The following is a 21,059-nucleotide window of genomic DNA, read 5'->3' as shown; positions in this document are numbered from 1 at the left end:
ACGGCTCGGCTTACCATCGGAAAAGCCGGAAATTCAGATCACTTCCATCGGATATACCGAATCATGAGCCAACGCGGATTCGACCTGACGCAGTTGCGGACCTTTGTCGCGGTCGCCGAATCGGGCAGCGTCTCGGCGGGTGCGGAGCGCGTGTTCCTGTCCCAGTCTTCCGTCAGCGAACAGTTGAAGAAGCTCGAGGAGCGCGCCGGCCAGCCGCTCTTCGTACGCAGCAAGCAGGGCGTCAGCGCCACGCACGCCGGCAGCCGTCTGCTCGATCATGCGCGACGCATCATCGCGATGAGCGAAGCGGCTTTCGAAGACCTGCAAGGCCGCTCGCTCGACGGCGAGTTGCGCATCGCCATCACGGATTACTACCGTCCGCACGACATCGCACGCATTCTCAAAACGTTCTCGGAACAGCACCCGCGCCTGAAGCTGCACGTCACCGTGTTGCCGAGCGCGGTGATCGACAGCAGTGCGGGCGACGACGCGTCGTTCGACATCGGCCTGTCGCTGCGCCTCGTCACGGGCAGCGCGCGCGGCGCCGGCCGGCGCTCCGGTGCGCCAGGTATCGTGGTGCGGCGCGAAAAACTGCTGTGGGTCAGCGCAGCCGATTCGAGTCCGCGGCCGGCCACGCCCTACCCGCTCGTGTTGCTGCCGTCGAGCTGCCAGTTGCAGCGTTTCGTCGTGAAGCTGCTCGACGAGCACAAGGTGCCGTATGTGGTGTCGCATTCCGCCTCCGGCGTGGCGGGCTTGCAACTCGCGCTGAAGGCCGGGCTCGGCATTTCCTGTCTGAACGAATCGTCGATCGGCGGCGGCGTGGTGGCCTGTCCGGCGAGCGTGGGTTTGCCCGCGCTGCCCGCCGTGGAGTTTCATCTGCTGCCTGGACGGATCGGCGAAAGCGAACGTGTGAGCAATGCTCGCACGGCCTTGATGCGGCTCTTCAGTTGACCGCGACCGATCGCGCAGACGACAAGGTCCACACGATCTTGCCAAGGCCCGTGATCCATCATCAAACAATCACATTCGCGCGATACCGTCGGCGAGCGAGATGATCTGCAACGAAACGTTGAAAGCCCTCTAGCGGACGCCTATCATGAACTTGAGTCAGGTCAAGCAAGCTTTGGTTTGTTGTTGACGCGCCGAATGAATTCCTGCAACCTCGTACGCGCTGCTGAACGCTTCAAGCTTTAATCCCGCCGCCCGGCAGCCGCCACCACTGGCGCGTTCAGGCAGATCATCGTTCTACAAGGCAATCGCATCGCCGCAGCAAATCAGCATACGCCATTCAAGAATAAGTCCGTTTTCGATTTGCTTTTTTTTGCAGTTGTTATACGAGAAAGACTCGAGAAAAACTGGCGGAGTTGCCACGCGCCGCGCGCGGATTCAGGTGCAAATCCATGAGCGAACGCGCGAGAAATAATCGAGAAGAAGAACGTTCCCAACAGAGGTCTGGCGTGCATCGTAGAACTGTCCGATCGTATGTCCTGTTAGTGTTTTACGTCCTGTGGAGCGGCGTGGCGCTCGCCGCCACCGACGCGTCCAGTACCATGCCTTCGGCAATGGACGAGCGCGTGCGTGCCTGCACTTCATGTCACGGCGTGCAGGGCCAAGGCCTGAACAACGACTACTTTCCGCGCATTGCCGGCAAACCGGCCGAGTATCTGTTCAATCAGCTGACTGCATTCCGCGACGGCGGCCGCACCTACCCGCCAATGGGCTATCTGCTCGCCTTCCTGCCCGACGACTACCTGCGCAAGATCAGTCAATATTTCGCCGATCTGCAACCGCCTTACCCGAACGCCGATCAAAGCAACGTCGCGCCCGCGGTGCTCGCCGCCGGGCAGCGCCTCGTCACGCAAGGCGACCCGTCCCGCAAGATACCGGCGTGCATTGCGTGCCACGGCGCGCGCATGACCGGCACGCAGCCCGGCATTCCCGGCCTGCTCGGTCTGCACGCGAGCTATATCGCCGGGCAGATGGGCACCTGGCGCTCGGGCACGCGGCACGCGCTCGCGCCGGACTGCATGCATTCGATCGCGGTCAAGCTCTCCGACAAGGACATCACCGCCGTATCGAGCTGGCTCGCACGCCAGCCGCGTCCGGCTGACCCTCGCCCCGCGCCTGCGTCCGGAGAGCGGCTGCCTCTCGCCTGCGGGAGCCAACCGCAATGAAGCCGACACTTCGCACTCCGGGTTCTTTGCGCGCGCTGCGCACCACTTTGCTCGACACCTGGTTCACCGCGACGAAGCGTCGGCGCAGTCGGCGCACGCGGGCACCGCTCGTGTCCGGCCTGCTGATTGCCGGCCTGATCGTGGCCGGCAGCGCCGCGCTTCTGCGCGCATCGCATACGCCGCTGATCGCCGAAGCACGCGCCGCCGACACCACGGCATCCGCGCCGGGCGCCAGTGCCGACACGCGCCCCGACCTCGTCAAACGCGGCGAGTATCTGGCGCGCGCCGGCGACTGCGTCGCCTGCCATACGGCGCCGCGCGGCAAACTGTTCGCGGGCGGCCTCGCCATGGAAACGCCGTTCGGCACGCTGTATTCGCCGAACATCACCCCGGACGCGCAATACGGCATCGGCACCTGGAGTCAGGACGCGTTCTTCAAGATGATGCGCACCGGCCGCACGCCGGACGGCACGCTCATCTATCCGGCCATGCCGATCGCCCAGTACACCAAGGTCACGCGCCAGGACTCGGACGCGATCTTCGCCTATCTGCAAACCGTCGCGCCGGTACGCGAGCCGAACCACAAGCACACGCTGCGTTTCCCCTTCAATCAGCGCAACCTGCTGTACGGCTGGCGCACGCTGTATTTCCGCGAGGGCGAGTTCCAGCCCGATCCGACCAAATCCGTCGAATGGAACCGCGGTGCGTATCTGGTCGAAGGGCTCGGTCACTGCACGATGTGCCACACCAAGATCAACATGCTCGGCGGTTCGTCGCAAAGCGAACAGTTCGCGGGCGGTCTGATCCCCGTGCAGAACTGGTACGCGCCGTCGCTGACTTCGGACAAGGACGGCGGCCTCGGCGACTGGAGCATCAAGGACATCGTCGATCTGCTGCAAGCGGGCATTTCCGATCGCGGCGCCGTGTACGGGCCGATGGCCGAAGTCACGTACCACAGCCTTCAGTACATGACGGAAGAGGACGTCAAGTCGATGGCCGTCTACCTGAAGACCTTGCCGGACAAGAGCGGCCGCAAGTCCGGGCCGTCGGCGCCGACCAACACCAGTGTGTTCGCGCTCGGCGAAAAAATCTACGCCGACAAATGCGCGCTCTGCCACGGCGCAAAGGGCGAAGGAAAGTTGCAGCACTACCCGCCGCTCGCCGGCAACCAGTCGATTGAAATGGACTCCTCGGTCAACCCGATTCGCATCGTGCTGAACGGCGGGTTCCCGCCGGGCACGATGCGCAATCCGGAACCGTACGGCATGCCGCCGTTCGGCCAGGAACTGAACGACGCCGACGCCGCCGCCGTGGTCACCTATATCCGCACCGCGTGGGGCAATCACGGCCAGCCCGTGACGTCGCGCGAGGTCAACGAGTTGCGCAACGCACCGCTGCATTGAACCGCCGCACTGGAGAACCTTTAGATGGAAGCAAACGATACCGGTAGCGCGGCCCCACCCACGGACGAAGAAGTGGAACGCGTCGTCGCGGCCGGCCCGCATGGCGCGATCGCCGTGGCCGGCGTCGCCACGCTGATCGTCATGGCGATCTGGTTCGGCTTCTACTTTCTCGTGTTTCTGCCACGCGGCGTCGTTCACTGATCATGTCGACTGATTCCAATCATCAATCGGGCGGCGGCCACGCGGTCGCCTTACGCGCCGAGCGCCGCTGGGCCATTTTCGCCGTCGCGCTGATCGTGCTGATGCTGGCCGTGATCGTGTACTCGGGGCTGCATTGGGCGATGATGCCGCCTTCGCGCGTCGAAACGATCGACCCGTCGCGGCTGCAACTGTCCGGCGAATTCGTCGAAGACAATCTGGGCAGCGCGGTCGAGCCGGACGGTTCGGTCGTGGTGCGCTTCATCGCGCAGCAATACTCGTTCACGCCGCAATGTCTGCTGGTGCCGGCCGACACGCCGATCACGATCCGCACCACCAGCGCGGATGTGGTGCACGGCCTGCTCGTCACCGACACCAACATCAACACGATGGTCGTGCCGGGCTACGTCGCCACGCTGAACACGCGCTTCGACACGCCCGCCGATCACACCATGCCGTGCCACGAGTTCTGCGGCTTCGGGCATCAGACCATGTGGGCACACGTGAAAGTCATCGACAAAGCCACCTTCTTCGAACAAGCCCGACAATCACGGAGGCTGAGCTGTGTTTCACGCTAAGCGACTCGTTCTCGCGCATTTCTGGCTCGCCTTCATTGCGTTTCTGATCGCGCTGTTTCTCGGCGCCTGGCAGATGCTGGTGCGCAGCCCGCTGCTGCCGTGGGTCGGCGACCCCGAGCTCTACTATCGTTCGGTAACCGCGCACGGCACGGTGATGGCCTATGTGCTGCCCACCTTGATATCGATGGGCTTCGGCTACGCAATCGTCGAACTCGCGCTCGCGCAGCGCCTCGTGGGTCTCAAATGGGCATGGGCCGCTTTCATCATGCTGGCGGTGGGCGCGGTGATGGCGATGGTGCCGGTGGCGCTCGGCCAGGCCTCGGTGCTCTACACCTTCTATCCGCCGATGATCGGCAGTCCCTTCTATTACCTCGGCGTGGTGCTGGTGGTGGTGGGCTCGTGGATCTGGGTCGCGCTGATGCATGTGAACCTGCGCATCTGGAAACGCGCCAACCCCGGCAAGCCGGTACCGCTCGCGATGTTCGCCAACGTGGCGGGCGCGTATCTGTGGGCATGGACCGCCATCGGCGCTGCGCTGGAAATCCTGTTCCAGATCCTGCCGGTCGCGTTCGGCCTCACCAACACGATCGACGCCGGCCTGTCGCGCATCCTGTTCTCCTGGACGCTGCACGCGATCGTCTACTTCTGGCTGATTCCCGCGTATATCGCGTACTACACGCTGGTGCCGCGCGCGATCGGCGGACGGCTCTACAGCGATTCGATGGCACGCGTGTCGTTCATCCTGTTCCTCGTCTTCGCGATGCCGATAGGTATCCACCATCTGTTCGCCGATCCGCAGGTCGGCTCCGGCTTCAAATTCCTGCACGCCGTGTTCACCGGCATGGTGTCGGTGCCGACGCTGCTCACGGTGTTCACGATCTGCGCGTCGGTTGAAATCGCCGGCAGGCTGCGCGGCGGCAAGGGCGCGTTCGGCTGGCTGACCGCGCTGCCCTGGCAGAACCCGATGATGCTCGTGCTCGCGTTTTCGTTCGTGATGCTCGGTCTGGGCGGCGCGGGCGGGCTGATCAACATGAGCTACCAGTTGAACTCGACCGTGCACAACACGCAGTGGGTGACCGGGCACTTCCATCTGATCTTCGGCGGCGCGATCGTGATCATGTACTTCGCGATCGCCTACGAACTGTGGCCGCAACTGACCGGCCGCGCGCTCGCTTCAGTGAAGCTGGTGCGCACGCAACTGTGGCTGTGGTTCATCGGCATGATGGTGGTGACGCTGCCGTGGCACTATGTCGGCCTGCTCGGCGCACCGCGCCGCATGGCCTATTACGATTACAACACGCCGGGCATGCAATCGCAGGCGTTCTGGGTCGGCATGTCGGCGGTGGGCGGCCTGATTCTCGTGGTGTCCGGCGTGCTGTTCGTCTACATTCTCGCCAGGTCGCAGTTCGGCCCGGTGGTGCAGCAGCAAGGCTTCCGCTTTGCCAGCGCGACGCAGCCGGTTGAACGCGTGCCGGCCGCGCTCAACAGCTTCGGTTTATGGGTGGCGTTGATGATCGGCCTCACGGTCGTCAACTACAGTGTGCCGATCGTGCAGTTGCTCAGATTGCCGCAGACCTCCGTGCCGGCAGTTGTCGTCGGAGCACAGCGATGAATCAGGAACGCGTCTTCAGCTTGCGCAACCCGTGGTTCACGTTGAGCGTGGGCGGCACGATTGCGATTGCCGTCGTGTCGATACTGATCGGCTTCATCTGGCTGCCTTCGGCGAACAACGCGTTCGGCGACCGCGGCCTGTGGGCGACGATCTGCAGCGCCGCGGGCGCGCCGTCGAGCTGGTATGGCGGCACCAATCTCACCGGCCCGGCGCCGAGCGAAGTGGTGGTCCTGCCGCCTTTGCGGCGCGTGCGCGCCGACGCGATTTCGATCGGCCGCGGCGCGACCATTGCCACGCAGAATTGCTCGATGTGTCACGGCGTGCTGGGCACGGTGCAGGTGACGGCGCCCGCACTCGCCGGGCAGTATGCCGACGTGATCTATAAAGAGTTGCGCGACTACCAGACCGGCCTGCGCCAGAACGCGATCATGCAACCGATCATCGCGGCGCGCAGCGACCAGGATCTGCACGATCTGGCCGCTTACTATGCGTCCCTGCCAGGAGCGCCCGCGGCGGGGGTGCCGGCCACCGGCACGGAACCGGATGCGAATGCCGTGAAGCTTGCCATGCAGGGCGATCCGCAGCGCAATATCGCGCCTTGCGCCGCATGCCACGGCCAACTGGATCGCAAGGGTGCGGCGCCGTGGCTGGGCGGACAGTCGTCGGTCTATCTGGCGGCGCAGTTGCGCGCCTTTGCTTCCGGCGCGCGGCGCAACGACATCAACGAACAGATGCGCAACGTCGCGCGGCGGATGACGCCTGCTGAGATCGACAGCCTGGCCAGGTACTACGCGGCCATGCAGTAACGGATGTGCTGGCTGCGTTGCGGTGCAAGTTCCAGATACCGGATGCGTCGCAACGCCGAACGTTCACCGCTATCAGGCCGTAGCGAACTCATCCGCATCGGCCGTCTGCGGCGCGGCTGACGAGCCGCCACGCCGCCCGGAAGACCCGGAAGACGACGTCGCCCCGCTGCCCGTCTGGAACACCGACACGGCGGCAGTCAACCGCCGCGCCTGCTCTTCCAGCGAACTCGCCGCCGCCGCAGCCTGCTCCACCAGCGCGGCATTTTGCTGAGTCACCTCGTCCATCTGCGCGACCGCGAGATTGACCTGATCGATGCCGGTGCTCTGCTCGATGGCCGCCGCCGCAATTTCGCCCATGATCGAACTCACGCGAGCGATCGCGTCGACGATCTCGGTCATCGTCGAGCCCGAGCGTTCAACCAGTTGCGAGCCGGCCTGCACGCGCGCCGTCGATTCGTCGATCAAACCCTTGATCTCCTTCGCCGCCGCCGCACTGCGCTGCGCGAGCGAGCGCACTTCGCTCGCCACCACCGCGAAGCCGCGTCCCTGCTCACCGGCGCGCGCGGCTTCGACTGCGGCGTTCAGCGCCAGAATATTGGTCTGGAACGCGATCCCTTCGATCACGCCGACAATGTCGGCAATCCGCCGCGAATCGTCGACGATGCCATGCATCGTGCCCACCACCTGCCCGGTGAGATCGCCGCCTTGCGCGGCCAGACTGGATGCACCCTGCGCGAGCGAGCTGGCCTGCTTCGCGTTGTCCGCCGTCTGCTTGACCGTCGAGGTGAGCTGTTCGATGCTTGCCGCCGTCTCTTCGAGCGACGCGGCCTGTTCCTCGGTACGTTGCGACAGATCGGTATTGCCCGCGGCAATCTCGCTCACGCCGGTGTCGATGGATTCCGTGCCTTGACGCACCGAGTTCACCGTCGCGACCAGCGACTCCTGCATCTTTTGCAACGCGGCCGCGAGACGGCCCATTTCGTTGCTGCTGCTCACGACGATCTGGCCGGTCAGGTCGCCACTGGACATGCGCTGGAACTGCGCGATGGTGGCGTCGACCGGACTGACGATCGCGCGCACCAGCACCGCGCGGCCGATCAGCGAGCCGAGCAGCGATACGACCATGCCGACCGCCACCACGACACAGATCACGTAGAACAGATCCTGCGCAGCCTGATAGCGTTGCGCGCCGTGATCGAGCTGCAACTGTTCGAGCGCGAGCATGGCCTTTTCGTACGCGCTATAGAGCGACGGCAGCTTGTGCGCCTGCAATTGCTGGAAGGCCGCCCTGTCGTTCGACCTGAGCGCGGCAAGAGCCGGCTCGACGGCTTCGTGCAGAAAGGCGTCGCGCCTGTCCTGCATCTCCTTGATGAGACGCTGTTCGTCGGCGTCCGTGCCCGCGCGGCTCACAAAGTGGGCAAGGCGGTCGTCGGAGGCTTTCTGGTACTGATCGAAACGCTTGAGCACGGCGTTCGCGCCGTCCTGATCGTTCAGATCGACGAGCGAAGCGTACGTCGCCAGCGCGAGACGCAGGCGCAACAACTGGCTGGCGCTGCCTTCGAGGTCGGCGACAGCGGGTGTGTCGACGGTGTACATCTGCTGCAGCGAGGCGTTGCTCGAACGCAGCGACAGCAGACCGGCGGCGGCGCCGACCAGCAGCGCGAGACCGAAGAACGCGATCAGCATGGTCAGACAGGTACGAATCGACAGATTTTTCAACATCGGGCTTGTCTCCAATGGGCTACCTGACCGAATGCCCGACAAGAGCCCCGGCCATGCGTGCTGCGCCCAAGCCGGATCGACCAGGTCCGCAACTCATGTTCGAATTCAGGTGAATGCCACATGTAAGGACTACGGCGCGATAATCGAAAACTTGATGGTCGATCACGCCGGCGCTTGTGATACATCAACATACGAGCGGGCATGAACCGCGACTCGCGCCGGGCGTTGCGGGACTACCCGGGTTTCCGGCGACCGGCGGTTGATGGAAAGTGACGGGGGTTCGTCTGCGGAGCATTCATATGTCTGAAGTCGGCTCGACCCTGGTGGTTTTTGTTCTATTGCTCGCCGCCACCGGCGTGGGCGTGTGGGTGCGGCCGCTGTTGCCCGAAGAGCACAAGGCGCACGAAACCGTGCAGTTGATCCAGCTGGTTATCGGCATGCTGGTGACGTTTGCCGCATTGGTACTCGGCTTGATGACGGCGTCCGCGAAGTCCAGCTTCGACACGGCATCGAATGATCTGCGCGCCTACGCGGCCGACCTGATCGAATTCGACACGACCTTGCGCGATTACGGCGCGGATACCGATCCGGCCCGGCGCCTGTTGCGCCAGTACACCGCGGCGGCGATTGCCTCGACGTGGCCCGCCGAAACGCCGCCCACGGGCGAGTATCCGAAAGACATCGGGCCATCGCAGGGCAACTCGGAGAAGCTGGAGAACACGCGGCTCGGCGACATGCTGACCGCCGTGGGCAAGGAATTGCGGCAACTGCGGGCGCACGACCCGCTGCAGCAGCGCGCGCTCAACGACGGATTGGCGCAATACCGGCGCGTGGTGGACGCGCGGTGGAAGCTCATCGAGGAAGCGCACAGCTCGATTTCCCAGCCGTTCCTCAAGACGTTGACGTTCTGGCTGGGCGTGATCTTTCTGAGTTTCGGCCTGATCGCGCCGCGCAACGCGCTGGCGTTGGTCACCATTTCGCTGGGCGCGGTGTCGATTGCTTCCGCGATCTATGTGATCGTCGATCTGGATACGCCATTTACCGGGCCGCTGGTGATCTCCAGTTCGCCTATGAGAGATGCGCTGGACCACCTGAGCCGGTGAGCGTGGCATGGCTCGCCTTGCCGCCGGCCCAAACGCGCCACGTCGTTAGTGGATGAGCGTGTCGAATTCCGCGATCTTCTTCGCCCGCTCGATAACCGGCCGGTCGACCAGTTTGCCGTCCACCGCGAACGCGCCTTCCGGATGCTCGCTACAGGCCGCGAGAACCCGCGCCGCCCACCGGCGCTCGTCCTCGCTGGGCGCGAAACCGCGGTTGACCGGCTCCACCTGCCGCGGGTGAATGCACAGCTTGCCGCCGAAGCCGAAACGCCGCGCGCCGGCCACATGTTCCGTCAGACGCTCCAGATGATCGAGCTCCGGGGTCACACCGTCGATCGGCGCGGCGAGGCCCGCATAGCGCGATTCGATCACCATCTGCGAACGCACATAATCCAGTTCCGCGCCGAGCCCTTCAATGCCGGCGTCGCCGCAAAAATCCACCGTGCCGAAGGCAAGCCGCGCAACCGACGGCACGCCGGCAATTTCCCGCATCGCCACCACTCCCGCTACGGTTTCGATGAGCGCCACGATCCGGACCGTTGATGGCAGCCGCGCGGCGACCTCGGCGAGTTGCCGCGCGCTGTCCGACTTCGGCAGCATCATCACGGAAACGCCGGAAGCGCGCACCATCTCCACATCTTCGAGATGCCACGGCGTGCCGACCGCGTTCACGCGTACGATCAGCCGCGCCGGGTCTACTGTCGGCAGCCAGCGCCGCAGGCCGTCGCGCGCGGCAAGCTTCGCCGCCGGCACAACCGCGTCTTCGAGGTCGATCACCACCGCGTCGGCGCCGGTGCCGAGCGCCTTGGCAAAGCGCTCGGGGCGGTCGCCCGGCACGAACAGATAACTGCGTGCGTCCATGTTGTTCTCCTGAACGGCACGCGGCGCAAGATTGCTAGTTCGCGTGCCAGTCGCGTTGAAACGTTTCGGAATAACTATAGCGATCCGCCGGATGCACGCTGATCGTCAGTTCGACCACCTGCCCCCGCCGGTTCAGATAACGGCGGCACAACCACAGCGCCGGCGAACGCGGCTTTGCGTTCAGACGTTGCGCCAGCGCCGCCGGCAGCGCGACCGCGCGGATTTCCTGCTGCACTTCGGTGATCTGCTCGCCGAACTGCTTTTCGATCAGCGTGTAGATCGGCACGTGCGTCCGGCCGCTCAAACCCGCCAACGAACGGAACGCCGGGTGGATATACACCTCGGTGTGGCAGATCGGTTCGACACTCTCCGGCGAGAGACGAATGCCCTCGGCCAGCAGCCAGGTTTCGCCCGGCTTTGCGCCGAGCCGCTCGATCAGATCCGGGTCATCGATCTCGACGGTCTGCGTCGAGGCGATTTCCAGCTCCGTGTCGGACGTGTAACGGTGCAGATCGCTCAGGCGCTCCATCACCTGACGGTACGCAGTCTCGCTCTGCGTGGCCTTCACGCGGGTGCCGATGCCGGGCCGCCGGTCCACCAGGCCGCGCTGCTCCAGCTGCTTGATCGCCTGGCGCACGGTGAAGCGGCTCGCGCCGAACTGCTCGCATAACTCGAACTCGGTCGGCAGCAACGTGCCGATGGGAAACTGCCCACCCTGAATCTCGTTGAGGAGCGTTTGTGCCAGTTGCATGTAGCGCGGCTGTTGCCCGAGGACTGTCGTGGCCATCTTGGTGTGCAAAAAAGTGGAAGAGCGGACGGTTGCCCGCCCGGCCTTATTGCACCACACCCGCCTCTCTCAGCAAAGCGATCCTTTCCGCACCGTAGCCCAGCTCGTCGAGCAGACGCTGCGTGTCCTGCCCGAGGTCCGGCGCCGCGCGCGTCGGCAAGGGTTCGTCGATCCGCACCGGCGCGGCCACGCCGCGTACCGTGCCGAAACGCGGATGTACAGCGTTCACCACGCATTCGCGCTCTGCCACGAAGGGATTCTCCAGCGCCTCCTTGACGTTGAACACCGGCGCGGCCGGCACGCGGCCGCCGAAGCGTTCGAGCCATTGCGCGGTGGTGGCGCCGGAGAGCACCGCGTCGAGCTCGGTCTGCACGAGCTCGCGATTCGCGAGACGCGCCTGGAAGTTGCAAAAGCGCGGATCGGTCACCCAGGACGGTTTATCGAGCACCTCGGCAAGCACGCCCCAGAACTTTTCCTTGTTGCACATCAGGAAAATCCAGCCGTCCTGCGTTTTGTACAACTGGCTCGGCGTGAGCGACGGATGCGAGGAGCGGTTCTCGCGCCCCGTCACTACGCCGCCGTTCAGATACCACGTCGCGACATACGCGAGGTTATGCAGCGCGACGTCGAAGAGACTCACGTCGATGTCACGTCCCTTGCCCGAGGTCTTCGCATCGACGAGTCCGGCGAGCAGCGCCATCGCCGCAGTCGTGCCGGTCATCAGATCGATGATCGACAGGCCGAAGCGCGCCGGCGGACTGTCGGGCTCGCCCGTGACCGACAGATAGCCGGCTTCGGCCTGCATCAGATAGTCGTAGCCAGGCCATGCCGCCCGGCTGCCGGTGCGACCATACGCGGACAGATGCCCGCACACGATCTTCGGATTCGCCTCGCACAGTTGCTCGTAAGTGAGCCCGAGTTTCGCCGGCAAATCGCCGCGCAGATTGTTGAACACCGCATCGCTCTTCGCGACGAGGTCGAGCAGTACTGCGCGCGCTTCGGGCTTCTTCAGGTCGAGCGTGAGACTGCATTTGTTGCGATTGAACGCTTCGAAAAAGTGGCTATCGCCGTCGCCGAAAAAATACGGGCCGACTGCGCGGCCGACGTCGCCGCCGTTGGTCGGATGCTCGATCTTGATGATCTCCGCGCCGAGGTCCGCGAGATGCTGGGTCGCGAACGGCCCGGCGCCATATTGTTCGATGGCGAGCACCCGCACACCCGAAAGAGGCAAACTCATACCGGACTCCGTTCGATCAGCTGCTTCGCGATGATGATGCGCTGCATCTCGTTGGTGCCTTCGCCGATGGTGAGGAGCGGCGCATCGCGATACAGCCGCTCGACGTTGTACTCCTTCGAATAGCCGTACGCGCCATGAATGCGCATGGCCTCGATGCTGTTTTCCAGCGCCGCTTCGGTCGCGAAATATTTCGCCATGCCCGCTTCCATATCGCAGCGCTCACCGCGGTCGTATTTCTGCGCGGCGGCGTCGACCAGCAGGCGGCCCGCTTCGACACGCGTCGCCATCTCGCCGAGCTTCAACTGAATCGCCTGGTGCTCGCAGATCGGCTTGCCGAAGGTTTTGCGCTGCTGCGAATAACTGACGGATTCGTCGAGCGCGGCTTGCGCGACGCCGACGCCGCGTGCCGCGACATTGATCCGGCCGAGTTCGAGGCCGCCGAGTATCTGCTGCAAGCCCTTACCTTCCACACCGCCGATCAGCGCGTCGGTCGATACGTGGTAACCGTTGAACGACAACTCGCAGGTATCGATACCCTTATAGCCGAGCTTTTCCAACTGACGGCTGACCTCGAATCCCGGCCCTTTCTGCACCAGCAACAGGCTCATTCCGCGATGCCGCGGCTGCGCCGTCGTATCCGTCTTCACCAGCAGCGCCAGCGTATTGCCATGCTTGCTGTTGGTGATCCACGTCTTGTTGCCGTTCACCACGTATTCGTCACCCACGCGTTTCGCGGTGGTGCGGATCGCCTGCAGATCGGTGCCGCAATCGGGCTCGGTGAGGCCGATGCCGCCGCGCCACTCGCCGGTGGCGAACTTCGGCAGGTATTTGCTTTTCTGCTCCGGCGTGCCGTTGCGTTGCACCAGCATTGCGAGAATCAGATGCGAGTTGATGATGCCGCTCACCGACATCCAGACCCGCGAGATGCGCGCGATGATCTGCGCGTAGGTCCGCGTCGACAGACCCAGCCCGCCATACTCGGGATCGATGATGCAGCCGAACAGGCCCATCTCCTTCATCTTCTCGACGATCTCCGCCGGGTAGATATCGTCATGATCGAACTTGTGGACGTAAGGACGCACCTCGGTTTCGAGAAAGCGGTCCAGCATGTCGAGAATCAGTTGATCGTTTTCCAGCGTGTCGAGTTCAGTTGCGGTCATGATGACGTCCTCAGGATGCGGTGAGTCCAGCAAGCGTGTCGGCAAGCGCGCGGGCCGGCCGTTCGTCGAGTTGCAATACGGCTTGGGCGATCTGTTCGGCGGCGCTGCGCGAAACGCTGCGCTGCGCGTTCGCGTGGAACTTGGCGACGATGTCGTCGTTGCTGACGGGCCGGTCCGCGCAACCGCGATTGATCGCCTCGCGATGCGCGACGCGCGAACCGTCGCTGCGCTCCACCACGACTTCGCCGGTGTAGTGGCGCGGGAAAGTCGTGTCGGGGTCGATTTCGTAATCGACCCGCGCAGCAAGCGCCAGCACGGCGGGATCGGCGAGCGCGGCCGGTTCGAGTTCGTCGAGCGTGAAGCGGCCTTTGAGCAACGCGGTGGCGACGATGTACGGCACGCTGAATTGCGCGTCGTAGGCGGTAACCGGTTTGCGCTTCGCATCGACCGGTTCGCACACGATCTCGACCGTACCGCGCGGCACCCTGGCAACCACACGCCGGATCGAGTCGAGCGATTCAGCGGAAAAACGATGCTCGCGATGCAGCGCCATCGCCGCATCGGCCACCGCATGCGTGAAGTGGCAAGCGGGCAGCGGTTTGATCGCTACTTCATCGATCTGCCATGAGCTGCCGAGGCCTTCGCTGGCGAGTTCGCGATCGGCCGCGTCGAGCGGCTTGCCGAGGTGGCTCGCGTAGAGACCGAAGCGTCCTTCGTAGGCCAGACGCGGGCCGGTGAAGCCGTGCTTCGCGAGCGTCGCTGCCGTAATGGCCGAAGCGGCCGCGAAGCCGGGATGGGCGCGTTTGGTCCACGCGCCGTCTTCGAGGAATTCGAGGCTGCCGGCCGCCATCGACAGCACGATGCCTTGCGCATGCGCGGCCCGCGCCTCGTCCAGTTGCAACAGACGCGCCGCGGCAACCGCGCAGCCGAACGCGCCGACCAGGCCTGTCGGATGAAAACCGGCGTCGTGAAATCCGCCCCTGGCCGCCGACGCCACGCGCGTCGACACTTCCATCGCGACGATATATGCGGCCAGCAGATCCGCGCCGCTCACGGCGTCGCGATCGGCGAGCGCGAGCACGCAAGACAGGGCGCTGGCGGTCGAATGGATGACGCCGCGCGAATGCGTGTCGTCGAAGTCGAGACCGTGAATCAGCACGCCGTTCATCATCGCGGCATCGCGCAGGCCGAGCCGCCGGCCGTAGCCGATCACCGGCGAGGTGCCGCCGCCGAACTCGGAGAATGCGGCGAACGAGACATCCGCATACGGATAGCCGCGCGACGCGAGCGCAATGCCTACGGCGTCGAGAATCAGATGCCTGGCGCGCGTCTGCACCGCATGCGGAACGTCGCGCAATTGCAGGCCCACGCCGAAGCGCGCGTACTGACCAGAGAGCGTGACGGAGGAGTCGAGTGAAGTCATGGTGATTTAACCTTGCTGGGTAGCGGGCATCGGATCGGAATCGGTGTCGAGGCTCGGCGAGATCCGCTCGAGCGCGTGCTGATTGGTTTCCACACGCAGCAGCAGAATGCCGAGCACCAGCAGCGCGAGAACACCGCTCACCATCGCCAGCACACCGGATACACCGAACGAGTTGTAGAGCACCACCGCGAGATACGGCGTGGTCATCGAGGCAGCGCGGCCGCATACGCCTGCCGTGCCCGTGCCGCGCAGACGCAGTTCGGTCGGAAAGAGTTCGGGAATGTAGGCGAACAGGCCGAGCGTGGTGACCGTATAGATGCAGGTGACCAGCACGAAACCGACGCTGCTGATCGCCCAACCCGCGTGCATGTTCGGATAGATGAAGCCGACCACGATCGTGGCGATCGCGAAGATCACCAGGCCACGCGCACGGCCCACACGATCCGCGCAGAGAAAGCCGATCAACGCGCCGCCCGGTGCGCCGAACGCCATCAGCGTCGTAAAGCCGAGCGATTGCACGATGGTGAGACCTTCCTTCACGAAGAAGGTGGGCAGCCAGGCAACAAAGCCGTACACCGAAATATTCACGGCAACTGCCGTGAGAATGGCAACCAGCGTGCGGCCGAGCATGGCGTGCGAGAACAGTGCCGAGAATGGCGCTTTCGGCACTTCCAGATTTTCGATGCGCTCGACCGGCGGCAACGAACCTTTCTGTCGCTGTACCTCGTGCTCGATGGCGGAAACGGTGGCCTCGGCTTCGTCGCTGCGTCCGACCGATTCGAGCCAGCGCGGCGATTCCGGCATGCGGTGCCGCAGCACCCACACGATAATCGCGCCGACGCCGGCAATCGCGAACATATAGCGCCAGCCCAGATGCGGAATCACCACGTAACCCACGGCAGTCGACACCAGCAAACCGGAATTGATGATGAGCGCGAGCAAGGCGGTCCAGCGTCCGCGCGACGCGGGCGGGATGAATTCGCACAAGGTGCCCGCCGCGACCACCAGTTCGGCGCCGAGGCCGACCCCCATGATCAGCCGCAGCACGATCAGCCACATCATGTTCGGCACGAAGCACGCGGCGATCGACGCAATGCCGAAGATCAGCAGATTGGTCTGGTACGACGAGCGGCGGCCGAAGCGGTCGCCTAGATAACCGGCAAAGCCCGCGCCGATCAGCATGCCGAGAAACGTCACCGAGATGAACAGCGCGTTCAGCTTCAGATCCGAAAAGCCCGCTTTCACCATCGCGCCGAGCGCGCCGGCCGCGAGATAGATGTCGAAGGCGTCGAGAAAGGCGCCCGCGCTGATGAGCCCGAGAATCTTCCAGTGAAAGGACGCGATGGGCAGGCGATCGAGTCGCGCGCCCGAGTTGACGATACCGATAGCCACCTTTGTCTCCTTGGCGTGCATGCGGTGCGCGTAGGCGCTTGCCGCATCGCGGCGCCTGTTCGGGCGCCGCCGGAATCCGCGCGCGGACTGCTCTTGCCGGCAGGTGCGCGCTATGTGCTGCCTGTCGTTTTCACGCTGCCGGGGCGCTCAGCCCGTTCATGCGGCGATCGACACGATGCAGCGTTGCCGCTTCAATCAATCGCCGACGCCGTGCCCGCGTGCCGGCACCAGCGCGCTGCGCACGAAGTCCATGATCGGCGTGCCGTCCTGCTTGAACGCGCGGGTCTGCACGGTGACGATGCCCTGCCCCGGACGCGACTTCGACTCGCGCTTGTCGAGTACTTCGGATTCTGCATAGATCGTGTCGCCGCAGAACACCGGGCCGGTCAGGCGAATCTCTTTCCAGCCGAGGTTGGCGATCGCCTTGCCGCTCACGTCGTTCACCGAGAGTCCGAGCACCACGGCAACCGTCAGACCGCTATTCACGAGCAGGCGGCCGAACTCGCTTCTGGCGGCGTAGGCGGCATCGCAATGCATCGGATGGAAGTTCATGGTCAGCAGCGAGAAGTGGATGTTGTCGGCTTCGGTAATAGTGCGCCCGGGACGGTGTTCGTAGATATCGCCCACCTGGAAATCTTCGAGGTAGCGCCCGTAACTGGCGCGAATGCGGGTTTTGACTGCGACGTCTGATTCCATGCCTGTCTCCTGTTTCGGCTAACTTTATCTCGGTTTGTTACTTTGTCCGTACAAACTATGATTCGAGTATTGTCGGCGGACGGACGAATGTCAAGGCGGCATTCGTCGAACCGGTTGGCGAGGGCGCTCAAACGTGCCGCTGAGGCACGCCAGGACTGGTGACCAGGTTTATCCCTGGCAGACGTTCCGGATGCGGAAGAAGCGATGCGCCGCGGCGCCGCAAGTGCCTCAACCCTTGCCGGATTCCGACTCCCACACCTGCTCGATCGCCTGTAACGCGGTCAGCACGATCGAGCGGTTGAGCGCGGCCGCGAGCGTGCCGTCGCGCTCCGCATACGCTTCGCACAGCCGTTGATGATCGGAGCACGAGCGCTGCATGCGGCCGGGCAACGACGTGCTGAGGTGGCGCAGCCGGTTGGTGCGCATGCGCATCGAGTCGAGCACTTCCTTGAAGATGCCGTTGCGGCTTATTCGCAGCTCTTCATCGCGAAACGCGACGTTGGCCCAGAAATAGCCGTCGACATCGGCGCGCGCAGCCGCGTCGGCCAGACGCGCGTGAGCGCGCCATAACGAATCGATGTCCCCGGCGGTGGCTTGCTCGGCGATCGCGAGCGACACCTGGCCGTATAGCAGGACACGCAGTTGATAGATCTCGCGCACCTCCGTGAGGCTCATGGACGACACGCGCGGCCGCCGTCGCGGCGACCAGTCGACCAGACGTTCGCGGTTCAGCACGAACAGCGCTTCGCGCACCGGCGTGCGGCTCACGTTGAAGCGTTTCGCCAGATCGACCGAATTGAGATCGTCGCCCGGCTGCAGCCGGCCTTCGATGATGCCGCGCGCCACCCAGTCGACGATCTCCCCGACCGGCGATGCGTCGCCCTGCTCCTCGTCGTCGCGTGTGTCGACAGTTTCGTCCATCCCGTTATTCCTTGTCCTCGATATCCGTGGGCGCGCCGCCCCGCTGCGTGGACGGATTCTAGCAAACCACCGCCCGGCGAGACTCATCCGACTTCCCGTTCAACTCCATAAAGTGTGTACAGTTAATAGAATTTCACTTGAAATATGCCGATGATTCGTCCTACACTTGCCAAAAGTGTCGACACTATCAATATAGGACATCAGTCCAGCCAGGAGACGGCATGTACATGGAAAAGGAGATTGCCGGCACGGCCGGCGTGCAAGCAAGCGTTTCGGCGCGGCTCGACCGCCTGCCCCCGACGCGCTATTTCAGCGGCCTCGTCGCACGCATCGCGATCGGCGGCTGGTTCGAGTTTTATGAAATGTTCATGGCGGCCTATATCTCACTGGGACTCATCAGCAGCGGCCTGTATCGCGCCACCACGGCCGGCCTGTTCGACGTCGACGGCTTCGCCAGCTTTCTCGGCTCGTTTTTCGCCGGAATGTTCGTGGGCACGGTGGCGCTCGGCGGCTTCACCGACCGCTTCGGACGCCGCGCCGTATTCACCTGCGCAATGCTGATCTATTCGGTCGCGACCTTCGCCGCGGCGTTCCAGCATTCGCCGCAAGCGATGGATCTCTGGCGCTTCGTCGCGGGCCTCGGCATCGGCGTGCAGCTCATTACTGTCGACACTTATATTTCCGAGCTCACGCCGCATCACACCCGCGGCCGCTACAGCGCGTTCAGCATCCTCGTGATCCTGACTTCCGTGCCGACCGTCGCCGTACTGTCGTTTCTGCTCGTGCCGCACACCATCCTAGGTCTCGAGGGTTGGCGCTGGGTGATGATCATCGGCTCGGCGGGCGCCGTGCTGATCTGGTTCATGCGGCGCGGCCTTCCGGAGTCGCCGCGCTGGCTCGAAAGCAAAGGCCGGCTCGACGAAGCGCGCGCGATCGTCGACGCGATCGAGGCTCGCGTGGTCGCGGAAACCGGCCGCGCATTGCAGGCGCCGGCACAGCGCGCGCCGCAACCGTTGACCGGCGAGCACGGCGGTTCCTGGTCGGAGATGTGGAAAGGCCGCTATCTGAGCCGCACCATCATGCTGTCGTTCTTCAACTTCTTCCAGACCTTCGGCGTGTACGGCTTCGGCGCGTGGGTGCCGGTGCTGCTGTACACGAAAGGCATCACGATCACGCATTCGCTGCTCTACACGATGGTGATCGCGTTCGCGACGCCGCTAGGCGCGCTCGGTGCGATGGCGTGTGCGGAGCGCATCCAGCGCAAGTGGCAACTGGTCGGCTGCGCGATCGTCGTGGCGGTGGCCGGCGTACTGTTCGGCATGGTGCGCGAGCCGTTGCTGATCCTGCTGTTCGGCAGCGCCGTGACCATCGCGAACAACTGGCTGATCGGTATCTTTCACACCTATCAGGCCGAGCTGTATCCGACCCGGATTCGCGCCCGCGCCGTCGGTTTCGTGTTTAGCTGGAGCCGTCTGAGTTCGATCTTCGTCGGTTTCTGGGTGGCGGCATTGCTCAAGCATTCGGGCGTGCCCGCCGTGTTCGTGCTGATTTCGTCAGCCATGTTCGTGATCGTCGTGATGGTCGGGCTGCTAGGGCCGAAGACCAACGGCATTCGTCTGGAGGAGTTGTCTCAATGAGTTCCATCGCCGCCGCATTCGCGCACGGCCTTTTCGCACTGGCGCAGCGTCCGCTGCCGGTTCCGGTCGCAGAGGAAGCCAGGCGTTCGCTGATCAATGTCATCGGCACCTCGATCGGTGCGTCGCGGCATCCGGGGGTCGACGCGATCCTCGCCGCAGCCGCGGAACTGGGCGTGGCCCCGGTCGCGCCGGTGCCGGGCCGCAGCGAAAAGGTCGACCTGCATTTTTCGGCACTCGCGACCGGCTTTGCCGGCCACCTCGACGATTTCGACGACACGCATCTCGCGACCGTCATCCATCCGGCCGCCTCGGTGCTCGCCGTGCTGACCGCCCTCGCGCCGTCAGCGCGGCCCACCGGCGCGGCCGCGCTGACGGCGTTCACGCTCGGCTGCGAAGCGCAGTTGCGGGTCGGCGTATCGATCTCGCCGGAACACTACGACCGTGGCTGGCACATCACCGGCACGTGCGGCGTGATCGGCTGCGCGGTGACGGCCGCGCTGCTGCTCGGCCTCGACGAAGCGCAGTTGGCGCAAGCGGTCTCGATCGCCGCCTCGATGTTCGTCGGCCAGCGCGAAGCGTTCGGCACGATGACCAAGCCCTATCACCCCGGCAAGGCGGCGGCGAACGGCATTGCGGCCGCGCGTCTCGCGCAGCAGGGCCAGCGCGCCGCCGCCGACATTTTCGAAGCCGCCGGCGGCTACTCGCATTCGCTGTCGACGAAGGTCGATTTCGATCTGATGAACGGCGCGTTCGGCGAGCGCTGGGAACTGCTTTTCAACACGTACAAGCCGTATCCGTGCGGGATCGTCGCACATCCGGCAATCGATGCGGGCCTCGCGCTCGCGCCGCGGATCGCCGACGTGCAGTCGATCGAGTCGATCACGCTGCGCTGCCATCCGCTCGTGCCCGAACTGATGGGTAACCCGCAGCCGAAAGACGGCCTGCAGGCGCGCTTCAGCGCGATTCACGGCGTGGCCGCCGCGCTGTGCGACGGCCAGGTGGGTCTCGCGCAATACGAAGACGCACGCGTGGTGCGGGACGACGTCACCGCAGTGCGCGCGCTGACGAAGCTGGCGCCCGACGCGGCGGTCAACCGCGACGAGGTCTTTATCACGGCGACGCTGAAAGACGGCACGCTCGTCGAGCATCACGTCGAACATGCGCGCGGCAGCCTTGCGCGCCCGTTGACCAACGACGAACTGATGCACAAGGTCCGTCTGCTGGTGGATTCGCAATTGGGCGACGGCACCGCCGCGCAGCTTGCCGCCGCCGTGGCGACGCTGGACACCGCCGCCAATCTCGACGCGCTCTTCGCCCTGTGCGCGCCGACACGCTCTCGCAATGGAAACTGA

The 21,059-nt window shown here is 64.4% G+C and carries 19 protein-coding genes; 10 read left to right on the top strand and 9 right to left on the bottom strand.

Going from position 1 to position 21,059, the window contains the following annotated elements:
* Positions 1–63: 63 nt before the first annotated feature.
* From BXE_RS01945 to BXE_RS01920, 7 genes are all read left to right on the top strand, one after another.
* Positions 64–951: a LysR family transcriptional regulator gene (locus BXE_RS01945; RefSeq protein WP_038456994.1), complete on the top strand. Its 888-nt coding sequence runs from the start codon at positions 64–66 to the stop codon at positions 949–951.
* Between the two features lie 506 nt (positions 952–1,457).
* A complete protein-coding gene (locus BXE_RS01940) occupies positions 1,458–2,174 on the top strand; it encodes a c-type cytochrome (RefSeq protein WP_038456997.1) in 717 nt (238 codons plus the stop codon).
* Entirely contained in the window at positions 2,171–3,577 is a 1,407-nt protein-coding gene (locus BXE_RS01935) for a c-type cytochrome (RefSeq protein WP_011486751.1), read from the top strand. The genes BXE_RS01940 and BXE_RS01935 overlap by 4 nt, the downstream gene beginning before the upstream one ends.
* A gap of 24 nt (positions 3,578–3,601) precedes the next feature.
* On the top strand, positions 3,602–3,778 hold the full coding sequence (locus BXE_RS46340) for a hypothetical protein (protein WP_011486750.1): 177 nt from the start codon (positions 3,602–3,604) through the stop codon (positions 3,776–3,778).
* 2 nt (positions 3,779–3,780) lie between these two features.
* The gene (locus BXE_RS01930) at positions 3,781–4,353 is read left to right on the top strand and encodes a cytochrome c oxidase subunit II (RefSeq protein WP_011486749.1); all 573 of its coding nucleotides are present in this window, start codon (positions 3,781–3,783) and stop codon (positions 4,351–4,353) included.
* Entirely contained in the window at positions 4,340–5,965 is a 1,626-nt protein-coding gene (locus BXE_RS01925) for a b(o/a)3-type cytochrome-c oxidase subunit 1 (RefSeq protein WP_011486748.1), read from the top strand. The genes BXE_RS01930 and BXE_RS01925 overlap by 14 nt, the downstream gene beginning before the upstream one ends.
* Positions 5,962–6,771, top strand: a complete 810-nt coding sequence (locus BXE_RS01920; protein WP_011486747.1) for a c-type cytochrome — start codon at positions 5,962–5,964, stop codon at positions 6,769–6,771. The genes BXE_RS01925 and BXE_RS01920 overlap by 4 nt, the downstream gene beginning before the upstream one ends.
* Positions 6,772–6,843: 72 nt before the next feature.
* On the opposite strand, the gene BXE_RS01915 is transcribed toward BXE_RS01920, so the two are convergent.
* A complete protein-coding gene (locus BXE_RS01915; protein WP_011486746.1) occupies positions 6,844–8,493 on the bottom strand; it encodes a methyl-accepting chemotaxis protein in 1,650 nt (549 codons plus the stop codon).
* Between the two features lie 299 nt (positions 8,494–8,792).
* Here BXE_RS01915 and BXE_RS01910 point away from each other — a divergent pair, with 299 nt between their 5' ends.
* Entirely contained in the window at positions 8,793–9,596 is an 804-nt protein-coding gene (locus BXE_RS01910; protein ID WP_011486745.1) for a hypothetical protein, read from the top strand.
* A gap of 45 nt (positions 9,597–9,641) precedes the next feature.
* On the opposite strand, the gene BXE_RS01905 is transcribed toward BXE_RS01910, so the two are convergent.
* From BXE_RS01905 to BXE_RS01870, 8 genes are all read right to left on the bottom strand, one after another.
* Positions 9,642–10,454 (bottom strand): HpcH/HpaI aldolase/citrate lyase family protein, encoded by an 813-nt coding sequence (locus BXE_RS01905; protein ID WP_011486744.1) that lies wholly within the window; start codon positions 10,452–10,454, stop codon positions 9,642–9,644.
* A gap of 34 nt (positions 10,455–10,488) precedes the next feature.
* The gene (locus BXE_RS01900; protein WP_011486743.1) at positions 10,489–11,241 is read right to left on the bottom strand and encodes a GntR family transcriptional regulator; all 753 of its coding nucleotides are present in this window, start codon (positions 11,239–11,241) and stop codon (positions 10,489–10,491) included.
* Between the two features lie 46 nt (positions 11,242–11,287).
* The gene (locus BXE_RS01895) at positions 11,288–12,478 is read right to left on the bottom strand and encodes a CaiB/BaiF CoA transferase family protein (RefSeq protein WP_011486742.1); all 1,191 of its coding nucleotides are present in this window, start codon (positions 12,476–12,478) and stop codon (positions 11,288–11,290) included.
* Entirely contained in the window at positions 12,475–13,638 is a 1,164-nt protein-coding gene (locus tag BXE_RS01890) for an acyl-CoA dehydrogenase family protein (RefSeq protein WP_011486741.1), read from the bottom strand. Before BXE_RS01890 ends, BXE_RS01895 begins: the two co-directional genes overlap by 4 nt.
* Before the next feature lie 10 nt (positions 13,639–13,648).
* Positions 13,649–15,061, bottom strand: a complete 1,413-nt coding sequence (locus BXE_RS01885; RefSeq protein WP_011486740.1) for an MmgE/PrpD family protein — start codon at positions 15,059–15,061, stop codon at positions 13,649–13,651.
* A 6-nt stretch (positions 15,062–15,067) separates the two neighbouring features.
* Complete coding sequence (locus tag BXE_RS01880) at positions 15,068–16,474, bottom strand: MFS transporter (protein ID WP_011486739.1); 1,407 nt, start codon at positions 16,472–16,474, stop codon at positions 15,068–15,070.
* 174 nt (positions 16,475–16,648) lie between these two features.
* Positions 16,649–17,149: a MaoC family dehydratase gene (locus BXE_RS01875; protein WP_011486738.1), complete on the bottom strand. Its 501-nt coding sequence runs from the start codon at positions 17,147–17,149 to the stop codon at positions 16,649–16,651.
* A 228-nt stretch (positions 17,150–17,377) separates the two neighbouring features.
* Positions 17,378–18,070, bottom strand: coding sequence for a GntR family transcriptional regulator (locus tag BXE_RS01870; protein WP_011486737.1), 693 nt, complete (start codon positions 18,068–18,070; stop codon positions 17,378–17,380).
* 221 nt (positions 18,071–18,291) lie between these two features.
* On the opposite strand from BXE_RS01870, the gene BXE_RS01865 reads away from it, so the two are divergent.
* Both BXE_RS01865 and BXE_RS01860 read left to right on the top strand, forming a co-directional pair.
* Positions 18,292–19,707, top strand: a complete 1,416-nt coding sequence (locus tag BXE_RS01865) for an MFS transporter (protein ID WP_011486736.1) — start codon at positions 18,292–18,294, stop codon at positions 19,705–19,707.
* On the top strand, positions 19,704–21,059 hold the full coding sequence (locus BXE_RS01860) for an MmgE/PrpD family protein (RefSeq protein ID WP_011486735.1): 1,356 nt from the start codon (positions 19,704–19,706) through the stop codon (positions 21,057–21,059). The genes BXE_RS01865 and BXE_RS01860 overlap by 4 nt, the downstream gene beginning before the upstream one ends.

The sequence above is a fragment of the Paraburkholderia xenovorans LB400 genome, from assembly GCF_000013645.1.
GTDB classification, from domain to species: Bacteria; Pseudomonadota; Gammaproteobacteria; order Burkholderiales; family Burkholderiaceae; genus Paraburkholderia; species Paraburkholderia xenovorans.
The sequence above is the reverse complement of the archived record's forward strand: the minus strand, read 5'-3'. Positions and strand labels throughout refer to the sequence as shown.